This window comes from Bacillus sp. AC266, from assembly GCF_979253805.1.
The window spans coordinates 37,934-59,808 of sequence record NZ_CEEDEC010000002.1 but is presented as its reverse complement, the minus strand read 5'-3'; the positions used below and the strand labels follow the sequence as shown (position 1 = coordinate 59,808).

Genomic DNA, 21,875 nt, shown 5'->3' with positions numbered 1-21,875 from the left:
TACGTATTTCGTATCCTCCTATGATAATGTTCTTTTTTGTGCAACTTGGATTTAGGGGGAGACAACATGCGTAACACCAATTTACAAGCGATGATCGAATCTGCTATTCTTGCAGCCTTCGCCTTGGTCATCGACATTCTACCATTATCAATTAAACTTCCAACAGGCGGTTCCATCTCATTTGCTATGATTCCTATTTTTATTATCGCATACCGCTGGGGCTTCAAAAGGGCTTTCTTAGGAGGCTTAATTTGGGGGCTTTTACAAATTGTCGTAGGCGATGCTTACATTCTAACACCAGTTCAAGCATTCATTGAGTACTTCATTGCCTTTGCCTTTATCGGCTTTGCTGGTTTATTCTATCGTCCAATTCAAAAAGCACTTGCCTCAGACAACAGTAATGCAGAGCATTCAAGTTTTGGTAGTCGCAAAGATAAACCAAAACAAAACAAAGGAAAAAAAGCACTCGTTTACATTATCCTTGCCACATTTGTCGGCAGCTTTGCACGCTATTTCTGTCACTTTATTGCTGGTATTATTTTCTTTGGTCAATATGCACCTAAAGGACAATCAGCTGTGCTATATTCATTAATTGTAAACGGCAGCACCATGATCGGTTCTTTCATACTATGTACTGTATTACTAATTCTTTTATTTACAACTTCACCACGCTTATTCAAAAGCATCGGTGCTTATCAAATGAATACACAAAAAAAGGGCGCTTAATTAGCGCTCTTTTTTTCATATCGTAATATCAATTAAAAATACAATAAATGCACACAAGAAAATAAATACCATCACACCTAGTAAATTGCTATTCACGGCTAATCTACTCCTTACATAACCTCATTTTCTATTCAAAGTATACTGTTTAGAAATAAAGATTAGGTAAAGATAATATGAAAATAAATTAAAAAAGCGTAGATAGTATTGTCTACGCTTTTTTCGGTAAATAGAAGTAAAATAACACACCATCTTCGGTATTCTTCACCCCATATTCAGCATCGTGCAATTCTAAAATATTCTTTGAAATTGCAAGACCAAGCCCTGTTCCACCTTGTGAACGTTTCCTTGCCGCATCCACGCGATAAAAACGATCCCAAATTTTATCTAATTGTTCTTCTTCAATGTGAGCACCTTTATTTTCAATACATACTTTTATATGATCCTTCCCGTCTATTGTGGAAATAATAATATCTTCTTTTTCTGGTGTATAACGTATTGCATTCGTAATAAAATTCACAATTACTTGTTCAATTCTATTTTGATTCCCAATCACTTCTGCTGGACATATATGTTTGTGCACACTCAGTTCTTTTTTCTCTATCTCCGATGAAAGCTGTTCACATATTTCTTCAATCACTCCATCGATATAGAAAGAATCCATCTTCATGTTGTATGTGCCAGACTCAAATTTAGCTAATTCAAGCATATCCAAAATTAGTATATCCATCTTGTCTACTTCTTTTTCCATCGCCTGAAAATAGTAGTCTTTCTTATGTTCAGCTACCCCATCTTTTAAAATGAAAATACAGCTTTTCATAATACTCAGCGGCGTTTTTAGTTCATGCGATACACCCGCAATAAATTCTTTCCTTGTGTTTTCTAACTTTCTTTCTTTTTCAATATCTTGTTCTAACTGTCCAATATGTGAATGTAGTTTATTAGATAATGTATTAATATTTTGCGATAAATCACCAATTTCATCTTTTGAAGTAATCGGAATTTTTTCTGTGAAATCCAAATGAGCTATTTTCTTCGTTGTATCATTTATTTTTAGTAGCGGTTTTGCAATTTGTTTTGAGTAATAAAACGAAGCTAGAAAAATTAGAACGACTACAAATGCAACAATATAGATGTAATAATCTTGCACCATTTGTACCGCCTCATCGACAGGTTGTAAAGAAGCCATCGCGTATATGTATGTCACCGATCCGTCTTTTTCTTTTTTTGGTTTAATTAATAATTTATATTTTATATCATTTTTTTCATAGTCCATTATTTGTGTTGAATACTGTATATGATTATTCTCTTTTAATAATAAATCAGTTTGAAATTCCTTTATGCTATCTAAGAATAAACTATTTTTATAAATTGGATTCACAGGACCTTTTACATCGGGGAACTGTACTTTCGTAACACGTCCTACTATGAAAGCATCTAATTCCTGAGCAGCTTGCTCCTGAACGGCCGGCTTCTTTTCCTTAACAACTTGTTCCTCAGCTGCTTTCTTTTTCTCCTGATCTAATTTAATCATTTTCTCATTAAATGCTTTTTCTAACGGTTTATTAGATCCACTTAAATTTTGCTTACCTAACGAGAAAGAGAATGGAATAAAACTTTCTTCTTTTTTCACTCCAGAAAAATAGATTTCTTGTCCTAAAAACTGCTCTGATAATTTATTATCAATCTCCTCTATATTGACGAGATTACCTAAGGGAATCTTGAATATTTGTTGTCCAAAGCTCTTTTGTTGCCTACGGTCTATCGTTACTTCAAAATAAAAATCATCCACATGTTTTAAATTCCCATTCTGATCTAATATCGTAATCCACGTATTATTTTCTCTTAAAAAATCTTGCTCCAGCTTCTGAATTCCTTCTGCATTTCCTACATAATTCAAATAATTCTTCTCAAAGGAATTTAAATTCACTTTAATATCTTCTACTTTTCGGTTCGCATAATATTGTTTAAAAAATATCGTTTGACCAATAAATATCGTCGCTAAAATCAACATACATAGAGCTGTTGTAAGGATAAATAATTTAAGTACAATCCCTTTTCTCATATGTTCCCCTCGAATTTATAACCGGTTCGCACTACAGTTGTAATGTACTTTGCTTTCTCTCCTAATTTATTTCGCAAATTACGAATATGACTATTAACCGTTCGATCATCGCCAGCAAATTCGTACCCCCAAATTCTTGAAATTAACTGTTCTCTCGTTAAAACAATCCCTTGATTTTTCATGAAATAAGCTAATATTTCAAATTCTGTATGTGTTAAAGTAATGTCTGCCTCATCAACAGTAACAGTACGTGACGGAAAATGGATGTGAATGCCATGAATTGATAACGTATCATCTTCATTTTCTAAAGGTTTCTTTGATGCTTGTCTACTTTCTAATAATCGTTTCGCTCTCGCTAATAAAATAGGCGGACTATATGGTTTCGCAACATAATCATCTGCCCCAAGCTCAAATCCAAGTAACGTATCATCTTCATCTACACGTGCCGTCAGCATAATAATTGGGACCCCGGACGTCTTACGGATCCTTCGGCAAACAGACCATCCATCAAGTTCCGGCAACATAATATCAAGTATAACTAAATCGACCTCTTCTTCTTCAAATAAGACTAAAGCTTCTTTTCCATCTCTCGCTTCAAGCACTTTATATTGTTCACTCAAAAAGTAATCCTTTAATATTTCGCGTAAAATATCTTCATCTTCAACAATTAAAATGTTTTTTGACATAATCTATGTCTCCTCCTCTCATTTTAAGTAGCTAGCATTTTGTACTTGATAATTTTATTTTGAATTGCTCGTAATTAACTTTGCCTCGATAATATATCGATCCGGTGCATCCCCTATATAATCAAATGGATAGCAAGTCGTCAGTGTTAATGTCGGCTCTTCTTTTTTTACAATAACAGTGCGATCATCCGCATGTGTAATCCATGTCTTTTGAATTTCGTATGTGTAAATTTTATTATCATACTCCAAAATAAGGTTATCCTTTTCTTTTAACTCTCCTAAATCTGTAAATACAGTATCTCGATGCCCACTCAGTACAGTATGTCCCCCTCCAGATGGTGTTGTCGTTAAATCACTAACAAACATACCGACTCCTTTTTTCAATGTTGCATCATTTGCTCCCCAATATATAGAAAACTTCTTCTTTATTTTCGGTATATTTAACATTGCTACCTTTTCTCCTTCTTTATGCTCGGTTTGAGAAGAAGGTACTTGGGAAGTTACAGGTGTTTCATGTGAAAGTTGATTATCTTGTATATTTTTAAGGCTCTTTATTTCTTCTTTCGTTAATTCTCGAGCAGAGCTTTTTCCTTTATACCATTCCACAGCGCAATACGATCCCATGAATAGCCCTATGGCCATCAATATGATACCGATATAATTGAGTAACTTCATGTTCCATCCCTCCATGCAAAAAATGGTAGGAATAACCTACCATTTTTAATATATGAAATTATCCCATTCTTTATAGAAAAATATTTTATTTACGCCTTAACTTTATTACGACGCTTCAAACCAAATAATGTCCCTATCCCTACAAGACATGCGCTTAGTGCCATCATTGCTACATTATTTGATGCTGTGTTTGGTAATTTTTCACCTTGTACAGCTGGCTTTGCTACTTCCTTTTTCGCTGCATCATTCTTTTGCCCGGCCTTAATTGCTTCTTCTTTTTTTGCAAGAGCTTCCTTTTCTTGAACTTGTGGTGTTACTTCTTTTTTCGCTGTATCATTCTTTTGCCCTGCTTTTATTGCTTCCTCTTTTTTAGCCATATCACTTTTTTCTTGTACTTGTGCCGCTTCTTTTTTCTCTACTTCGCTCTTTTGCTGTTCCTTAATTGCTTCTTCTTTTTTAGCTTTATCTTGCTGCATTTGCGCTGATTCTTCTTTTGTTAATGTTCCAGTAGAAGCGCTCGCTACTGAAGAATATCCTACTGTTAAAAGTGCCATTGCACAAATTGGTAATAGTTTTTTTTTCATTTTATTTCTCTCCTTTTATACTTTATTCTAGTAACACATCACGTCGCACCGGATGTATTATTAGAATAAACAAGAGATGTAAATATAAGATGCAGATGAAATGGAATTCTGTTAAAGATTTCATTTTAGAAAAATAAAAAAACACCGTAATATATACGATGTTTTTTCGGGTGTGTGTCTCGATATTTATTTGTTACTTTCGCGTGATTGAGAAGTAGAAAGGGCCGGAGTGATAACTAATTGTCTCGGCTCAGTTTTCTTGAAGTGATTTTTGACGTTACACTTACGACATTGAACGACCCATGCTTTAATAGGATTTGTTAAAATAATTTTTTGCCTTTCGTTAGGGGCCTCTTCTTCCAATTTACAACTATCGCTCCACTTACTCCATTTCATTGTAAATTTAGAAGAAGAATGATCGTCTTCTCGATCAAACGTATGCAAAAAATCCATTTCTCCAGCTAGCATTACGGTGTTACTAGTTGCTAAAAAAGAAAAGGTCGTCCAATGTTTCTCCATGCCCTCCTACTCCTTTTTCACATATAGAGTGCCTAAAACTTAATTTACCTAAAATATGCTTGCCTTTTACCTTACACTTATAGTTTATCCAAAACACTACTATGCAACTATCGATTTGTCTTACAAATCACCTTACATTTTTGTAAGAAAAGAAAAACCTTCACTCTATATACGTGAAGGTTTCTCATTTCTTATCTATAGAATCTTTCATATCATCAAGTCTAGCCTCTTGCAGCTGCGACATCATACCGTGGGAAATTGCGCCTAATACTAAAGTCATTCCAATTAGTGAAATGCGAATTGCAGGTACATCAATTATGTAAGCCAACATACCAAGAACAATTGTTAAAAGCAATGCTTTTATAAATGTTACACTTGTATACTGTTTCTTTTTCATCATAATCACCCTTTTTGGAAGCGTTTTCTTAATGCTATCAGTATATCATATCATCTGACTATTTTGTGGGGATTTCTGTAAAAACCTTATATCTTCTTTGACTTTTTTCTTTCTATCCTTTACAGTCGAAATGTTCACAAGTTTTACACTGTAGGAGGATTCAAATGAAAATTGAAATAAAAGACACTTTAATTTCTGAAGAACAATTACAAGAAAAAGTAAAAGAACTAGCGCTTCAAATCGAACGTGATTTTGAAGGAGAAGAAATCGTTGTAATCGCTGTATTAAAAGGATCTTTCGTATTCGCTGCTGATTTAATTCGTCATATTAAAAACGAATTAACTATCGACTTTATCTCTGCATCTAGCTACGGAAATCAAACAGAAACAACTGGAAAAGTAAAACTATTAAAAGATATCGATGTAAACATTACTGGAAAAAACGTAATTGTCGTAGAAGACATTATCGATTCTGGTTTAACACTTCACTTCTTAAAAGATCACTTCTTCATGCATAAACCAAAAGCATTGAAATTCTGTACGTTACTTGATAAACCTGAACGCCGTAAAGTGGACTTAAAAGCTGAGTATGTTGGCTTCCAAATTCCAGACGAATTTATCGTTGGCTACGGTATCGACTGCGCAGAAAAATATCGTAACTTACCATTTATCGCTTCAGTTGTAACGGAATAATATAATAAAGTGAAACCTTAATCAGTGGGATTTTTGTCCATTCCCAATGATTATTGGCCCGCAAATAGCGGGATCAAATAAGCTTCCATGCATTATTGGTGGAAGTTTTATTTCTACCGTAATTTATAAAAACAAAGGGAGAGATGAAGAATGACAAAAACAAAATTTGAAAAAGTACTCCTCATCGTAAATCCGAAAGCAGGACAAGGCGATTTACATACGAACTTAACAAAAATCGTACCACCACTTGCCACAGCTTTTCCTGACCTACATATCCTTCATACGAAAAAACAAGGTGATGCAACAAAATATTGCCAAGAGTTTGCTAGTAAAGTAGATTTAATTATCGTCTTTGGTGGTGATGGAACTGTATTTGAATGCACAAACGGCTTAGCCCCTCTTGAAACTAGACCTACACTTGCAATCATTCCAGGTGGAACTTGCAACGACTTCTCTCGCACACTTGGTGTTCCGCAAAATATTGCAGAAGCAGCGAAACTCATTACAAAAGGACATGTAAAACCAATTGATGTCGCAAAAGCAAACGGACAACACTTCTTAAACTTCTGGGGCATTGGACTCGTATCTGAAGTATCAAATAATATTGATGCAGAAGAGAAAGCAAAGCTTGGTAAAATTGGTTACTATTTAAGCACCATTCGAACTGTAAAAAATGCTGAACCATTCCCAGTAAAAATTACTTACGACGGACAAGTGTATGAAGATGAAGCTGTCCTTGTTATGGTTGGAAACGGTGAATATCTCGGGGGTATCCCATCCTTTATTCCGAACGTAAAATGTGATGACGGAACACTTGATATTTTCGTAGTCAAATCAACAGGCATTCAAGCGTTTAAAGATTATATCGGAAAGAAACTATTTGAAGACTCAAATGAAAATGACATCTTCCACGTCAAAGCTAAATCCATTCATATTGAAACAGAAGAAGAAAAAGAAGTAGATACAGATGGTGAAAGCTCTCTACATACACCGTGTCATATTGAGTTGTTACAAGCGCACTTTACGATGATTTATAATCCTAATGTTGTGTAAAGAAAAAAACGAGTGATATCACTCGTTTTTTTCTTCTAATCTAATTATGTCGTTGTATAATTTCTTGTATTTTTTTAACTCTCTCTAAAGTAATTCCATTTCTTTGTTCTATCGCTAAAGGGTGATCGGTTGGCTCTAATTCAACATTATGAACAATATTTTGGACATGCTTATTATTTGTACATACACCATCAATAAAGCCAAAAGAATAATTGAAAGAAATAATAATATTTTCTTCTTAGAAACCTGCATGATCATCTTGTTACTCCTTACTATTTTTTATCTTCTTTATAAAAAAATTTAAAATTATTATATACTACTACATCCAAAGTTTGATCGTTACTTAACAAATATTGAGAAGAGTTCTTAAGAGTTTATGAAGAATAAAAAAACAGCTATCACTTGTAGCGATAGCTGTCTCCTTATTACTTCGCGCTCACAATCTTATAATAAGATCGAACTGTTAAGAAGTAATATCCGATGTAAATGACGCCATATACTCCGATACTAATTAGAAGCGGAATCATAATTTCGAATGGTAATAAGTTTGCTAAACCTTTTAGTGCAAATAAGCTGTGCAGGATTCCAATTACTAACGGAATCGCAAAGATAAAGCTTACTTGTTTTGCAATAGCTTTTTTCATTTCTTGTTTCGTTACACCAACTTTACGAAGTACAACGTAACGCTCACGATCTGCATTTGCTTCAGTTAATTGCTTAAAGTAAATAATAGAGCCTGTTGCTAGTAAGAATACAAGTCCTAAGAACATTCCGATGAACATCATGAGTCCCGTTCCTTCAAGCCCCGTCTGGAAACCAGTATAGAAATCTCTAAATAGTGGTACCATTTCTGATTCACCAGCTGGCATCACTTTTGCTAACTTTTCTGTTAATACTTTACTGTTTCTTTCATCTTTTACATCAATATTTTTTACAGTACGTGTTCCAAATGCTTGCTTCGCCTGTTCATACATTTCATCTGAAACGACAATCACTAATTCACCTAAGTTCGTAATTGCTGTATTATTTGCACCTTGAATCGTTAATGTCTTCGTTTCATTGCCAATTTGGAATACTGCTTCACTTCCTTTATACCCAGGGCTAAACTCATACCCTTCAATATAAGAGCTATCATATATAAATGCTTCACCAGTAGCTACATTCACTGTTTCTGCATCGATTTTTTTTGCAAGTTTATTAAATTCGGACTGAGACATAAACTGATATTTCTCTGAAATCGTGTAGTTTAGATTAAGAATGAAGTCCACTTTATCCCCTTCAAACTTCCCTTTTACAGGAACCGTCTCAATTTCAAATTGATCTTTGACAGGGTGATTCGCCTTCTCTTCAGCAAAAATCGCATTTACTTTCTTATCAAGCTCTTCATCTTTTTTCTCATAAGAATAACTGTACGGCGCAGCTACTTTTGATTGCGTAAATGTGTTGTAATACATCGTAACTGACGTACCAACCGCTGTTAATGTCACTGCACTTAAAATAGAAATTGTCGCAAGTGACTTTGCATTTCCTTTAATACGATATAGTAACTGTGACGTCGTTACCATATTCATACCGTTATAAAACGATGATTTATTATTTCTTGCACGTTTCAATACGAATACTGTAAAGAACATAAATAGTAAGTAAGTACCTACTACTGTCGCCAGTAAAATGTAAAGTGCGACTACCATAAAGTCGGCATACTTAAGTGCTTTCACATACATTAACGCTAAGAAATAACCTGAACCGATTAAGAAAACTGAAATTAATGCCATAATAACTGATCCTTTTGGCATTGCTTCGCCTTCACGTTCTGCGCGGAAAAGTTCAATTAGCTTAAATCGATAAATTAAACGATACCCTTGAAGTGATGTATACAATATAATCACAAAGAAAATAATTGCTGTATCCACAATTGCAGCCATCGGTACTTCAAAATGAACATTTAAGTTTAACCCCATCATACTTACTAGTAGTTCAAGGAATAATTTTGAAAGGACGCTACCAATCGCAATCCCTATAATTAAAGACATTAATCCCATTAACATATTTTCATAAAAGAGCATTTTACCAATTTGTCTTTTACGAATACCTAGTAACGAATATAGTCCAACTTCTTTTTTACGTTTTCGTGTAAAGAAACCGTTCGAATATATAATGAACACCGCTACGAAGATGATTAGCATGACACTTGAAACTTGAAATGCACCGCTAATTTTTTTAGAACCTTCCGCAGCTTTTTCCATTTGTGAATTATACTGCAACGCCTTAAATGTAAAATAGATGACGATGCTAAAGATCATAGATGCAAAATATACAAAGTAGTCTTTAAAGTTCCGCTGTATGTTGCGGAGGGCAATGCTAGATAAGGTCATCAGCCATACCTCCAGAAATAGAAGACATTACGTCAACGACTTTTTGGAAGAACTGTTTACGTGTTGATTCACCACGGTGTAATTCTTTATATAACTCACCATCTTTAATGAAAATAACTCGTTTACAATAACTCGCCGCAAATGCATCGTGCGTTACCATTAAAATTGTAGAGTTATCATATTCATTTAACGACTTCATACTTTCTAATAAATCTGTCGCTGATTTAGAATCAAGTGCTCCAGTCGGCTCGTCCCCAAATATCATACTAGGACTTGTAACAATCGCGCGCGATGCTGCGCAGCGCTGCTTCTGTCCACCGGATACTTGATATGGGAACTGACTTAAAATATGATCAATACCGAATTTCTTTGAGATTTCAAGAACGCGGCGATCAATCTCACTCGCTTTCACCTTCGATAACGCAAGAGGTAACGCAATATTCTCTTTCACCGTTAACGTATCTAATAAGTTATAATCTTGGAAAATGAACCCTAAATGATCACGGCGGAATAACGCTAGCTTATCATCGTTCATCTTCACGATGTCTTTTCCATCAATTAAAATCTCACCGTTCGTCGCATTATCAATTGTAGAAAGAACATTTAAAAGAGTCGTCTTACCCGAACCAGAAGGTCCCATAATTCCAACGAACTCACCTTCTTTTACTTGTAAGTTAATACCTTTTAAAGCTGCAAATTTATTCCCACCTGTGTCATATACTTTTTCAATATTTTTTGCTTCTAACACTGTTTTCATCTCGACATCCCTCATTTCTTCTATTCTCTATTTTCAACTATATACACTCTCTACTCTTGCCACTATCGATGTTTCTTACACAAACATGACAGTTATGTAAGGCACATAAGTAAAGACATCAGAATTTAACCTAATGTACTAAAGTACTTTGTTACTATAACATTGGGATATCATGCCATCCATTCATTCTCCTTACAGGAACATTACAATTTTGTAAGGTTAAAAATACCCCCACAAAGTTGTGCATGAAATGTCGGATGGAGCTATTTCGTTCCTGATATTCTATATACAAAGGAGGTCATATAATGGATTCACTTAAAAATATGAATGCGGCAATGCAGTATATTGAAGACAACCTTACACACGAAATTGATTTTAAAGAAGTCGCAAAAATAGCTTTCTGCTCCGAATATCATTTCAAAAGAATGTTTTCTTTTTTAGCTGGCATATCACTATCAGAATATATTCGCTGTAGACGTCTTACCCTTGCTGCCTTTGAACTAAAAGATAGCAATGCAAAAGTCATTGATGTCGCTATAAAATATGGATACAACTCACCAGATTCATTTACACGTGCATTTCAAAATTTGCACGGAATAACGCCTTCAGAAGCTCGAAATACAATTCGTTCTTTGAAGGCTTATTCACCAATGACCTTCCAACTATCCATTCAAGGAGGAAATGAAATGAACTATCGAATTGAAGAAAAAGAGCCATTTCAAATCATTGGCATACAAAAACGAGTACCGATTGTTTTTAACGGTGTAAACAAAGAAATTGCTTCTATGTGGAAAAGTTTAACCCCACAGTCCATTCAAACATTAAAGATGCTTTCAAATGTGAACCCAAATGGAATCATTAGTGCCTCTACTAACTTTTCTGAAGGAAGAATGGAAGAAAAAGGCGAACTCGATCACTATATTGGAGTAGCCACAACGAAAGATTGCCCAGAGCAATTTGCGCAACTTGAAGTCGCAGCTTCAACATGGGCTATATTTGAAGCTGTCGGTCCATTTCCTGATGCATTACAAAATGTGTGGGGACGTATTTATTCCGAATGGTTCCCTTCTTCGAACTATGAACTAGCAGAAGGACCGGAAATATTGTGGAATGAACAGAAAGATGTAACTTCTCCAAACTTCAAAAGTGAAATTTGGATACCGGTTTTGAAGAAATAATGTCTAGATCCAAATTTCCCTAAAATAAAAAAGCTACTGCTCCTTTCAAAGGAGCAGTAGCTTTTTTATTTTAACTTCTCCTTTACAAACAAAATACGAATATGACATTAACTTTATTTTATACTTCTTCTCGACTCGTTCTTATACAAGAAAATAGTAACAATCGTAAGTACTATAACAACTCCAAAAGTAAACACTCTGTAGTTCGAGATCGTAGCAGTACCGATTAACAAGGCAGGTATAACAGCCATAATTAAGCCACCGAACATACCGACAAACGATCCTATACTTTGTTTTACTACTTGAGTTTCTGATACCCAATCATAATAACCAAATCGATTATTAATAAAAATCCCCCATACTGCCGAAAATAATGAATATGTTATCGGTGTTATTACGATGAAAAGAGAACTCCAAACATCTAGTTTTAACCCTATTATCAGTAATACAGCACTAATAAGTGATGCAGGTATACTTAATGAAAGATTCATAAGAATTTTACTGTCATAAATCATCTTTGGCGCTATAGGCAACGACTTAATAATCCATACATTTTTTCCTTCTAAAGACAATGACACACATGTTGTACACGTCATCGAAATCGCTGCTGAAATAGCAAATGGAGCAATCTTTTGCAACAGGGCCTCAATTCCAGGATACGCTATTAATTGACTTGGCCCTACTACAACTATAGCTAGTGCGAAAGCTAGCGCCATCACAACTCCCATTCCGCTATTTACCACATACACTGTAGAAGAAAAGAAACGCTTCAGTTCTTTTTTATACAATGCGGCCAATACACTTTCTTTTCTCATGCTATGAATCTCATAATTTGAAAGCATATGATAAGTGGTAATCTCTGTATTTATTTGCTTATATTTTAACGAAAGGATTTTTACAAAAAGATAATACCAAATAACCGATATCCCAACAAACAGGATGAAAGCTACAATATCAGCATGAACAATTGCTTTTTGAAACATGTTAGCTAATGGATACACTTTAGTTAGTTGCTCTGAAATAATTGCACCTATTCCGTTCATATCATTAAGACTATATTGAGCATTTCCGCTTTTTAGCATAAAGAAACCGAATGTAATAATTACTATAAAACTTAAAGTCGTAGTTATTTTATTCGTATTTTTAAATTTAGAAGCGATTGCCGTAATCGCAGCTCCAAAAATCGCTGCTATTGTTGTTGGAATTAAAGATGCTATAAACATACTGATGGACCACATAAAGTAAAAAGAAACTGATGGCCTCTCATGTATGCCATAAACAACTCCCATTGGTAGCATGATTATGATTGAAAAGATCGTATTCAGCAAATATAAATACAAAAACCTACTTGTAATAACTGTACTTACACGAATCGGTAATGACATTAAAAGATCGTAATCCTTAAAAGCAAAAATCTCTCCATTTGCCTTAAATATAGTGAAAAACAACGTCAATACACTGCTAATAACTAGTGCATAAACTGGGATAATTTCACTTATTCCTAGCTTCACCAACCCATATGCCGAGGCCCCACAATATAGCATTAACATGACACCAACTAAGGCAATAGATGCTGACAGTAACATCTTATTCTGCTTCTTCTTTTTATCTTTTTCGTATTTAAAAGTATTTAAACCAAGCTGCGTTATCAAGCGGATTTTTAAAAGACCTAGACTACTAATATTCATTAGCAAGCTCCTTCATAAAGAGCTCTTCCAATGAGCCTTCCTTTATTAAAGAATTCACTTCCCCTGAAAGTGCTAATTTCCCTCTATTAATCATCGCTATTTTATTACATAACTTCTCCGCCACATCTAAAACATGCGTAGAAAAGAAAATCGCACTTCCCTTTTCACAAAGCTCCTTCATAATACCTTTCAACACTACAGCAGCCTTTGGATCAAGACCGACGAAGGGTTCATCTAAAACTAATAATTTCGGTTTATGCAAAACCGCTGATATAATCGCCACTTTTTGTTTCATACCATGTGAATAAGAAGATATTAAATCACCTAGGTACGGTGTAATCTCAAAAGCATCTCCATACTTTTGTATCTCCTTTTCCCGATCTTTTGCAGACACTTTAAACACATCCGCAACAAAGTTTAAATATTGAATTCCTGTTAATTGCTCATATAAATCTGGATTATCGGGAATATACGCCATTACTCTCTTACATACAATCGGATCCTTTTTTACTGAATATCCATCAACAAAAATTTCACCCTCTTCAAAATCTATAACTCCAACTAACGACTTAATTGTTGTACTTTTCCCCGCACCGTTATGCCCAATAAATCCAAAGATATCTCCTGCTTGAACAGTAATATTTAACTGATCTACTGCTTTTTTGCCACCTTTGTATGTCTTGCTAAAATTTATAATTTCTAACATGTGATTTCCCCCAAACTATCTTTTTAACTGAATTTTCAGACCTGAAAGCAAAAAATTTACTCAGCGAGCTTTTTCGTTATCCCCACTGAGTATTAAAATTTCTTAACACATAGAAACTATAAATATAAAATTTGACTAGTACAGTTCAATCCCTTATTGCTCACAATTGCATTTCTTTTTTATAAATAACATATGACTTTATCGTTGATATGAAGATGCATACTAATATTATTCCAATCCCCACAAAGATATTGAATGGATCTGGAAGTAACGCTCCCGCATATATACAAAGTGCACCTATTACAAATACCTTCGAAGCAAATCTGTGTGTTTTTCTCCAAACTACAGGATTTTCTAAGGTCCAGTCCATTCGAATGCCTACTAAACCATTTGGCTTCGTTTGTTGCATGTGATTACCTAGTACAAGAAACAACGTTCCAATTCCGAAATTAAAGGCGATTGAGCCTGAAGCAATATAATTAGACGCTGCTAATAACGCAAATATGTTACAGCCGAATCCTATAAAAAGAATGGCATAGTTAATTGCAGAAAGGACTTTAGCATGCTGTTTATACTTATCTTTTGTTACATCAATATACCCCATAGCTAGCCATATCAAATACAGCAACACCATACTACCTATTGAAAATGAACTTGCCTCTACTTTAGAAAAATATCCATCTACTATTCCCGCAGCATTATAATGACGCGGAATTTGTTCCGGTAAATATGGCCATACAATGTACCATCCCATTGCAATTGCAATAATTAAACTCCATGGTAATACGTGTCTTTTCATCCTCTCTCCCCCATAAAATTTCTATTAAGCTCCTATCTCTTTCTTATAAGCAACATAGGAATACACCATCGTACCAACAACCAGTACAACAACAACACTTAACAAACAAATCATCTTCCACATTCCTGGTAGAAACGAGGAAAATATGATTACAATACCGCCAATCATCATGATCTTTGATCCTATCCTATGCGTTTTTCTCCATACATTTTCACTACTTAACGTCCATGGCGTCTTAATACCTATGAAGAAATTTGGTTTACATTGCTGCATATAATTGCCGAGTACGATGAAAAGGATACCGACCATTATGTTCACAACGATTCCAATTGGAATGTTATACCCTAAAGCATTTGCTAGTGTCATCATATTAATAGTAAATAAGAAAAATAAAATTGCTCCATTTATCATTCCAAGTGCTTTAGGAAATCTTTTGTAGTTGTCGTACTTCGGATCTATCTTAGGCAATACAGTAACTAGTGCATATATGAAAACCATAATTGCTACATCAAAAATCAACATTCCCATTTTTGACATATGTCCATCTACCTCACCATTAATATTCCAATGACTTGGAACTTCTCCCGGTAAATAAGGCCACGCGATGCACCATGCAATAATCGTTAAAGCAATTAATAATAACGGAAATATATGCTTCTTCATTTCCCCTCTTCCCCCTTATTCGTAAACGTAAACACCCAAGTCAATAAATCTTGGAATACAGTTGTGTTTAAAGAGTACATAACGAATTGTCCTCTTTTTTCATCTTGGATAAGTTCAGCATTTTTAAGCGCATTTAGGTGATGAGAAATACTTGGCTTTGTCATATTGAACTGTTCAGCAATTTCGCCAGCTGTTAAATCGCCTTCTTTTAATAAATCTAAAATTTTTCGCCTTGTCGGGTCTGCTAATGCTTTAAATGCTTGATTCAATGTCTTTCTTCCTTTCGATAATTAGACATTTAGATATTTATCTAAATGTTAAAATATTTTCAGTTAATTGTCAATTGTATCCCTAGCCCTTTTTACTTTTTCCACTTTTGACCTATATTGTTTACTAGCTTATATTTCAACATAATGAAAAGACGAGAAACACATGATACACTATAGCTACAATTGTTTTTTTAGGAGGAATATACATATGTATAAAATTTTAATCGTTGAAGACGATCCAAATATTTCATCATTACTACAATCTCACATTCAAAAATATGGCTATGATGCTGTTGTTGCGGAGAACTTCGATGATATTATGGAATCGTTTAACGCTGTGAAACCACATCTTGTTTTACTTGATGTAAACTTACCGAAATTCGATGGATTCTACTGGTGCCGTCAAATTCGCCATGAATCTACTTGTCCAATTATTTTCATTTCGGCACGCGCAGGTGAAATGGAGCAAATTATGGCGATTGAAAGCGGTGCGGATGATTACATTACAAAACCGTTCCACTACGACGTTGTAATGGCAAAAATTAAAGGGCAATTACGCCGTATTTACGGTGATTATGCACCAAATATTTCTGAGCGTATCGTTGAAGTTGAAGGACTAAAACTATTCCCTGAGCGTCCAGAAATTCATTTCGGCGCTGAGCAAGTTCTTTTAACGAAGAAAGAAGCAATTTTAGCAGAAATGTTATTATCTAAATTTCCTCGTACAGCGAGTCGTGAAGATTTACTAGCCGCTCTTTGGGACGACGAAAGCTTCGTTGAGGAAAATACATTAAACGTAAACATCACGCGTCTTCGTAAAAAGTTCAATGAGCTTGGTATTGAAAATGCTATTGAAACAGTACGTGGACTTGGGTATCGTTTTAACGCAACTTGGAGTGAATAAGCATGAAACTATTTTTACGTGATCATTTTGCATTTTTCCTACTATATGTATTAAACTTCGGAATCATTTTCGTTCTTTATGATGCAGTAGACGGATTTCAAAATAATAAGTTTTACTTCATCGTTTTAAGTTTATATTTATTCATCTGTTTCCTCGCTTATCGTTACGTTCGTAACCGTAGAATGTATCACAGATTAAGTGAACCACCAGAGAAACTGGAAGATGCATTTATTGAAAGAGCGACTGCTCCTATGCCACACGGTGTAAACGAGCTCGTTCGTACGCAATATCGTCTATTCCAAAAAGACCTACAAACATTCGAAGTAAAACAGCAAGAACACCAATTATTTATTAACCATTGGGTGCATCAAATGAAAACGCCTGTTTCTGTTATGCAGCTTATGGTGCTTGAAATGGAAGATGAACATTTAATCCCGAAATTCAAAAAAGAATTAGAACGATTAAATCAAGGACTCGATATGGCTTTATATATGGCAAGGCTAAATAACTTCCATGAAGACTTCCATGTTGAGACGATTTCATTAAAAGATGCTGTGACAAAAAATATTAACGGATTGAAAGAATTATTCATTCGAAACGGGGTCTTCCCCGTTTTAGAAGTTCATTCAGATTTAAAGGTTGCTTCTGATGCGAAGTGGCTAAAGTTCATCATTTATCAGTTAATGACAAATGCAGTTCGCTACTCTGGTGAGCGCGGAAAGAAAGTTTTCTTATCAGCTTATCGCAATGGTAAAGATATTATTTTGGAAGTTCGTGACGAAGGCGTTGGTATTCCGCAAGAAGATATTCGAAGAGTATTTGAACCTTTTTACACTGGAAAAAACGGTCGTGCATTCGGAGAATCTACTGGTATGGGGCTTTATATTGTAAGTAAAATTTGTGATTATTTAGGTCACTCTGTGAAACTAGACTCTGAAGTTGGTAAAGGAACGACGATTAAAATCATCTTCCACAACGCTGCAAATAATCAAGCAGAAAATACAGAGAAGGTGCCCGAAGCATGACCATAACATATGCTAGCAAAATGTATGAGAATTTACTCTCATACATTTTTTGCAATAAGACTACATATCGGCCTGCTAACGGGAGGCATATATTATGACATTTTGGCAGTTTGCATTTAAAAATGTAACGCGCAACTCAAGAGCTTATTTTGCCTATTTTTTAAGCAGTTCCTTTTCCATTGCTGTTTTCTTTTCGTTTGCTGTTTATTTATTTCATCCGAAATTACAAAATTCCAGTATGATCTCTGAAGTTTCAGGATTAATGATTTTTTCAGAAGTTGTCATTGTCTTGTTCTCTTTTTTCTTTTTACTATATTCAATCGGATCGTTTTTAAAAGTACGTAAAAAACAATTCGGCGTTTTGACCGTTTTAGGAATATCAAGAAAACAATTACACCGTCTCGTTTTCACTGAAAATATGTTAATTGGTATTTTATCTATCTTTTTCGGTATGCAGTTTGGACTTGTCTTTTCGCAGTTTTTCTTATTAGTAACAGCGAAAATTACACATCTACCAGGGATATATTTATATATCCCTACGAATGCTTTCATTTTAACGACGATTGTGTTTCTTGGTCTCTTTATCGCTGTATCTTCATTTACACCCCTGCTAATTCGTACGAAAAAGACGGTAAACCTTTTAAAAACTAATGCTGGGAAACAAAAGGAAAGAAAACCATCCATATTTATCTCTCTATTTGGCGCTATCTGTTTAATAGGTGGCTACGCTTTAGCGAGCAAACCAATATATTTCGTATCAATAAGCCCACAAATAGGAATGGTTTATATGCTTTCAAGTATTTTCGTCATTCCGGCACTCGTTTCAATCGGAACATATTTCTTCTTTTCGCAAATTAGTTTCTTGCTCATTCACCTGTTGAAAAAGAGACGGAATTTTTATATGAAGCGTATTAATATGCTCTGGATTTCTGATTTAGCTAGCCGCATTCGCTCAAATATTAATATGCTTTTCGTTGTGGCAATGCTATCTACAATTGCTTTTACGATGATTACATTTTTATATGGGTTCGGGAAATTTATGAAGCTTGATGTTGAACGAAATTCACCATTCGCATTTTCATATTTCTCATTTGATGAGAATCCATTTACTTCCCAGCACTTAAATTGGCTAGAAAAACAATTAGAAGATGGGCAATTCTCTTACGACAAAATTAAAGTAGATTTATACGCTACGCCTGTAGAAGCGAAAAATAATACAGAAATTTATTATGACACATATGCCATAAAGCAAAGTGACTATAATAAACTCGCTACGTCATTACAATTACAAAAACTATTTATAAATGAGAATGAAACATATATATTATCTGGAGCGGCATATGTCCCATTGTTTAGTGCATTCGATCCAAATTACAATAGAACACATATTACACTCGCTAATACAAATTATAAGCTACAAATAAAAGGGATCAAAATAGATAATACCCTCCCGTCTACTTTTGCTTATGAAACATTAGTATTATCTGATTCTGCCGTTAACAATTTACCAACTAACACTAAACATGTGACAGTCTATAATTACAACGTAGAAAACTGGGAGAATACATATGCTATTGCTGATGAGTTTGTAAAACGAGCAGATAAAGACCGCGCGAGTATCAAGCACGAAGGATCTCTCGTTCGTATTTTTGAATCAGGTAACTCTTTATACAGAATCAAATCCGGAAGTGCTTCCTACTTCCTTATTGGTACATTCCTTGGGATCATTTTCTTTATTGGAGCTGGTAGTGTACTGTACTTCCGTATGTATACAGATTTAACAAACGAGCAAGAAAAATATGTAACGATTACGAAGATTGGCTTAACAGAATCAGAAATGAAGCGTTCAGCGACCATTCAACTTGGAATCTTATTTTTCGTTCCATACATTATGGCTTCTATTCATACGATGTTTGCGACAAAGATGTTGCAAGATATTATTAACTTATCATTGTTCGCTGAAATTACGGTTGTACTTGTGATTTTTGGAACAGTTGAGATTATCTTTTTCCTATTAATTCGTTCACTTTATATGCAAAAATTATCGCAACATATTAAGTTTTAAATAAGCAAAAGGTGAGCTTTATGAAAAGAGTATGCGGACCCCCTCATACTCCTTTCACATTAACTCTATTAGGAGGTTTAGGCGCATGACATTTTGGCAGTTTGCATTTAAAAACGTGACGCGGAACGCCAGAGCTTATTTCGCCTATTTTGTAAGTAGTGCGTTTTCCATTGCAATTTTCTTCTCGTTTGCAGTTTATTTATTTCATCCTAAATTGCATATGACAGGCGTGAATGCTGCTCTGAACATATTAATGACAATCTCAGAAGTTGTCATTGTATTCTTTTCATTTTTCTTTTTACTATATTCAATCGGTACTTTCTTAAAAGTACGAAAAAAACAGTTCGGGATTTTAACAGTACTTGGCATATCTCCAAAGCAATTAAAGAGGCTCGTATTTCTAGAAAACATGCTAATTGGTGGCCTATCCATATTTTTCGGCATTCAATTTGGCCTTGTCTTTTCACAGTTCTTTTTATTAGTTACCGCCAAAATTACGCATGTGCCTGGTTTATATTTATATTGGTGGCCTACAGCTGCTATCGTTTTAACTATAATTATCTTTCTTGGACTCTTCATTCTCGTATCATCTTTTACACCGATGCTAATCCGTACGAGAAAAGCTGTACGTCTTTTAAAAGAAGGAACAAAACAAAAAGAAAGAAAAGCATCTGTACTCATCTCTCTCTTTGGTGCGATATGTTTAATATCTGGATATGTTTTAGCAGCAAACCCACTATATTTTATGTCACTAGGAGATATCGCTGGGCTTTTGTACGCTGCCTCCTGTATATTTGTCATCCCATCACTTGCTGCAGCTGGGACATATTTTTTCTTCTCACAAATTAGCTTCTTACTCATTCGTATATTAAAGACGAGAAGAAAATTTTATATGAAACGTATTAATATGCTTTGGGTTTCTGATTTAGCAACTCGGATTCGGACAAATATTAACATGCTCTTTATCGTGACGATGTTATCGACACTCGCTTTTACAATGATTACATTCTTATATGGGTTTGGGAAATTCACAAAGTTTGATGAAATAAGGCAAAATCCTTTCCCGTTTACTTATTTATCACATACTGAAAATACGCTTGCCGATGAACATTTAAATTGGTTAGAACAAAAATTTAACGAAGAGCACTTTACTTATACAAAATTTAAAACCGACATATATGAAGTATCTTCAGCTGAGGATAACTCACAGCTCTATTATGCCATTAAACAAAGTGACTATAATGTACTTGCTAAAGCATTAAGCTGGGAAACTCTCACGGTGAATAAGAATGAATCTTATATTCTTATGAAAGACTTAGACGATCAAGTTATTGGAACAATTCATACTAAAGAAAAGAAAAATATTCTTCCACTTACTCAAAACAATTTACAACTACAAGTGAAAGAATATAAAAGTTATAACCCCTTCCCAAACAGCTTAATATACCAACTTCTCGTATTATCTGATGAAAATGTAGAAGCCTTATCAACCGCTTCAAAACAGATGAGTGTATATAGCTTCAAAGTTCCAGATTGGGAAAAGGCACATAATATCGGTTCAGCATTTATAACAAAAATTGATACTGACAATGCAGCTATTCAGGCAGAACATCCACCGTTTCATGCAAGTGAAGCAAGCGATTCTCTATACAAAACAAAATTAAATGTTGCTTCGTTTTTCTTAATTGGTACTTTCCTAGGTGTTATTTTCTTTATCGGAGCTGGCAGTGTTCTTTACTTCCGTATGTATACAGATTTAACAAATGAGCAAGAAAAGTATATAACGATTACAAAAATCGGTTTAACAGAAGTCGAAATGAAGCAATCCGCTACAATTCAACTTGCGATTCTTTTCTTTGTTCCTTACATTATGGCATCGATCCATACGATGTTTGCGACAAAGATGTTACAAGAGATATTACATCTATCATTATTCGCTGAGATTACAGTTGTACTTGTAATCTTTGGAACGGTTGAAATTATCTTTTTCCTTTTAATTCGTTCCTTTTATATGCAAAAATTATCACAACATATTAAGTTTTAAAAATAGAA

At 34.5% G+C, this 21,875-nt stretch carries 21 protein-coding genes and 2 pseudogenes; 8 read left to right on the top strand and 15 right to left on the bottom strand.

Annotation, left to right across the window (positions count from 1 at the left end):
* The first annotated feature begins 66 nt into the window (after nt 1-66).
* On the top strand, nt 67-726 hold the full coding sequence (gene thiT, locus AC0IXC_RS07725) for an energy-coupled thiamine transporter ThiT (protein WP_471652793.1): 660 nt from the start codon (nt 67-69) through the stop codon (nt 724-726).
* A 208-nt stretch (nt 727-934) separates the two neighbouring features.
* Here thiT and AC0IXC_RS07720 read toward each other — a convergent pair whose 3' ends face one another.
* From AC0IXC_RS07720 to AC0IXC_RS07695, 6 genes are all read right to left on the bottom strand, one after another.
* Complete coding sequence (locus AC0IXC_RS07720; RefSeq protein WP_471652792.1) at nt 935-2,788, bottom strand: sensor histidine kinase; 1,854 nt, start codon at nt 2,786-2,788, stop codon at nt 935-937.
* Nucleotides 2,785-3,474 (bottom strand): response regulator transcription factor, encoded by a 690-nt coding sequence (locus AC0IXC_RS07715; protein WP_353825570.1) that lies wholly within the window; start codon nt 3,472-3,474, stop codon nt 2,785-2,787. The genes AC0IXC_RS07720 and AC0IXC_RS07715 overlap by 4 nt, the downstream gene beginning before the upstream one ends.
* A gap of 54 nt (nt 3,475-3,528) precedes the next feature.
* The gene (locus AC0IXC_RS07710) at nt 3,529-4,149 is read right to left on the bottom strand and encodes a class D sortase (protein ID WP_471652791.1); all 621 of its coding nucleotides are present in this window, start codon (nt 4,147-4,149) and stop codon (nt 3,529-3,531) included.
* A gap of 89 nt (nt 4,150-4,238) precedes the next feature.
* Nucleotides 4,239-4,733, bottom strand: a complete 495-nt coding sequence (locus AC0IXC_RS07705) for an LPXTG cell wall anchor domain-containing protein (RefSeq protein WP_071733392.1) — start codon at nt 4,731-4,733, stop codon at nt 4,239-4,241.
* A 186-nt stretch (nt 4,734-4,919) separates the two neighbouring features.
* Nucleotides 4,920-5,252 carry a hypothetical protein gene (locus AC0IXC_RS07700; RefSeq protein ID WP_000410949.1) on the bottom strand — a complete coding sequence of 111 codons (333 nt, stop codon included), beginning with the start codon at nt 5,250-5,252 and terminating at the stop codon, nt 4,920-4,922.
* 184 nt (nt 5,253-5,436) lie between these two features.
* Nucleotides 5,437-5,652 carry a hypothetical protein gene (locus AC0IXC_RS07695; RefSeq protein ID WP_002034478.1) on the bottom strand — a complete coding sequence of 72 codons (216 nt, stop codon included), beginning with the start codon at nt 5,650-5,652 and terminating at the stop codon, nt 5,437-5,439.
* Between the two features lie 161 nt (nt 5,653-5,813).
* Between AC0IXC_RS07695 and hpt the strand changes: the two genes are divergently transcribed.
* Together hpt and AC0IXC_RS07685 are read left to right on the top strand one after the other, a co-directional pair.
* Nucleotides 5,814-6,341 (top strand): hypoxanthine phosphoribosyltransferase, encoded by a 528-nt coding sequence (hpt, locus tag AC0IXC_RS07690; RefSeq protein WP_000687585.1) that lies wholly within the window; start codon nt 5,814-5,816, stop codon nt 6,339-6,341.
* 150 nt (nt 6,342-6,491) lie between these two features.
* Nucleotides 6,492-7,394, top strand: a complete 903-nt coding sequence (locus tag AC0IXC_RS07685) for a diacylglycerol/lipid kinase family protein (protein WP_000167914.1) — start codon at nt 6,492-6,494, stop codon at nt 7,392-7,394.
* A gap of 40 nt (nt 7,395-7,434) precedes the next feature.
* Here AC0IXC_RS07685 and AC0IXC_RS07680 read toward each other — a convergent pair.
* The 4 genes and pseudogenes from AC0IXC_RS07680 to AC0IXC_RS07665 all read right to left on the bottom strand — a co-directional run.
* Nucleotides 7,435-7,542 (bottom strand): annotated as a pseudogene (locus AC0IXC_RS07680) (DUF2199 domain-containing protein); the annotation flags it as partial.
* Nucleotides 7,534-7,652 (bottom strand): annotated as a pseudogene (locus AC0IXC_RS07675) (rod shape-determining protein MreC); the annotation flags it as partial. The pseudogenes AC0IXC_RS07675 and AC0IXC_RS07680, both read right to left, overlap by 9 nt.
* A 167-nt stretch (nt 7,653-7,819) precedes the next feature.
* On the bottom strand, nt 7,820-9,769 hold the full coding sequence (locus AC0IXC_RS07670) for an ABC transporter permease (RefSeq protein WP_471652790.1): 1,950 nt from the start codon (nt 9,767-9,769) through the stop codon (nt 7,820-7,822).
* Complete coding sequence (locus AC0IXC_RS07665; protein WP_000859659.1) at nt 9,756-10,526, bottom strand: ABC transporter ATP-binding protein; 771 nt, start codon at nt 10,524-10,526, stop codon at nt 9,756-9,758. The genes AC0IXC_RS07670 and AC0IXC_RS07665 overlap by 14 nt, the downstream gene beginning before the upstream one ends.
* A gap of 305 nt (nt 10,527-10,831) precedes the next feature.
* Between AC0IXC_RS07665 and AC0IXC_RS07660 the strand changes: the two genes are divergently transcribed.
* The gene (locus tag AC0IXC_RS07660; RefSeq protein WP_326997221.1) at nt 10,832-11,704 is read left to right on the top strand and encodes an AraC family transcriptional regulator; all 873 of its coding nucleotides are present in this window, start codon (nt 10,832-10,834) and stop codon (nt 11,702-11,704) included.
* 113 nt (nt 11,705-11,817) lie between these two features.
* On the opposite strand, the gene AC0IXC_RS07655 is transcribed toward AC0IXC_RS07660, so the two are convergent.
* From AC0IXC_RS07655 to AC0IXC_RS07635, 5 genes are all read right to left on the bottom strand, one after another.
* Nucleotides 11,818-13,392: a putative ABC transporter permease subunit gene (locus AC0IXC_RS07655; RefSeq protein ID WP_471652789.1), complete on the bottom strand. Its 1,575-nt coding sequence runs from the start codon at nt 13,390-13,392 to the stop codon at nt 11,818-11,820.
* A complete protein-coding gene (locus AC0IXC_RS07650) occupies nt 13,382-14,098 on the bottom strand; it encodes an ABC transporter ATP-binding protein (RefSeq protein ID WP_471652788.1) in 717 nt (238 codons plus the stop codon). The genes AC0IXC_RS07655 and AC0IXC_RS07650 overlap by 11 nt, the downstream gene beginning before the upstream one ends.
* A gap of 160 nt (nt 14,099-14,258) precedes the next feature.
* On the bottom strand, nt 14,259-14,897 hold the full coding sequence (locus AC0IXC_RS07645) for an SdpI family protein (RefSeq protein ID WP_215590290.1): 639 nt from the start codon (nt 14,895-14,897) through the stop codon (nt 14,259-14,261).
* A 24-nt stretch (nt 14,898-14,921) separates the two neighbouring features.
* Entirely contained in the window at nt 14,922-15,560 is a 639-nt protein-coding gene (locus tag AC0IXC_RS07640) for an SdpI family protein (RefSeq protein ID WP_078421880.1), read from the bottom strand.
* Nucleotides 15,557-15,829 carry an autorepressor SdpR family transcription factor gene (locus tag AC0IXC_RS07635; RefSeq protein WP_002089211.1) on the bottom strand — a complete coding sequence of 91 codons (273 nt, stop codon included), beginning with the start codon at nt 15,827-15,829 and terminating at the stop codon, nt 15,557-15,559. The genes AC0IXC_RS07640 and AC0IXC_RS07635 overlap by 4 nt, the downstream gene beginning before the upstream one ends.
* Nucleotides 15,830-16,037: 208 nt before the next feature.
* On the opposite strand from AC0IXC_RS07635, the gene AC0IXC_RS07630 reads away from it, so the two are divergent.
* The 4 genes from AC0IXC_RS07630 to AC0IXC_RS07615 all read left to right on the top strand — a co-directional run bounded on the left by AC0IXC_RS07630 (nt 16,038) and on the right by AC0IXC_RS07615 (nt 21,867).
* Nucleotides 16,038-16,733: a response regulator transcription factor gene (locus tag AC0IXC_RS07630; RefSeq protein WP_000276730.1), complete on the top strand. Its 696-nt coding sequence runs from the start codon at nt 16,038-16,040 to the stop codon at nt 16,731-16,733.
* Nucleotides 16,734-16,735: 2 nt separating this feature from the next.
* Nucleotides 16,736-17,758 (top strand): sensor histidine kinase, encoded by a 1,023-nt coding sequence (locus tag AC0IXC_RS07625; protein ID WP_471652787.1) that lies wholly within the window; start codon nt 16,736-16,738, stop codon nt 17,756-17,758.
* 94 nt (nt 17,759-17,852) lie between these two features.
* Nucleotides 17,853-19,823 (top strand): FtsX-like permease family protein, encoded by a 1,971-nt coding sequence (locus AC0IXC_RS07620; protein ID WP_215590292.1) that lies wholly within the window; start codon nt 17,853-17,855, stop codon nt 19,821-19,823.
* Between the two features lie 85 nt (nt 19,824-19,908).
* Complete coding sequence (locus tag AC0IXC_RS07615; protein WP_215590293.1) at nt 19,909-21,867, top strand: FtsX-like permease family protein; 1,959 nt, start codon at nt 19,909-19,911, stop codon at nt 21,865-21,867.
* The last annotated feature ends 8 nt before the right edge of the window (nt 21,868-21,875 follow it).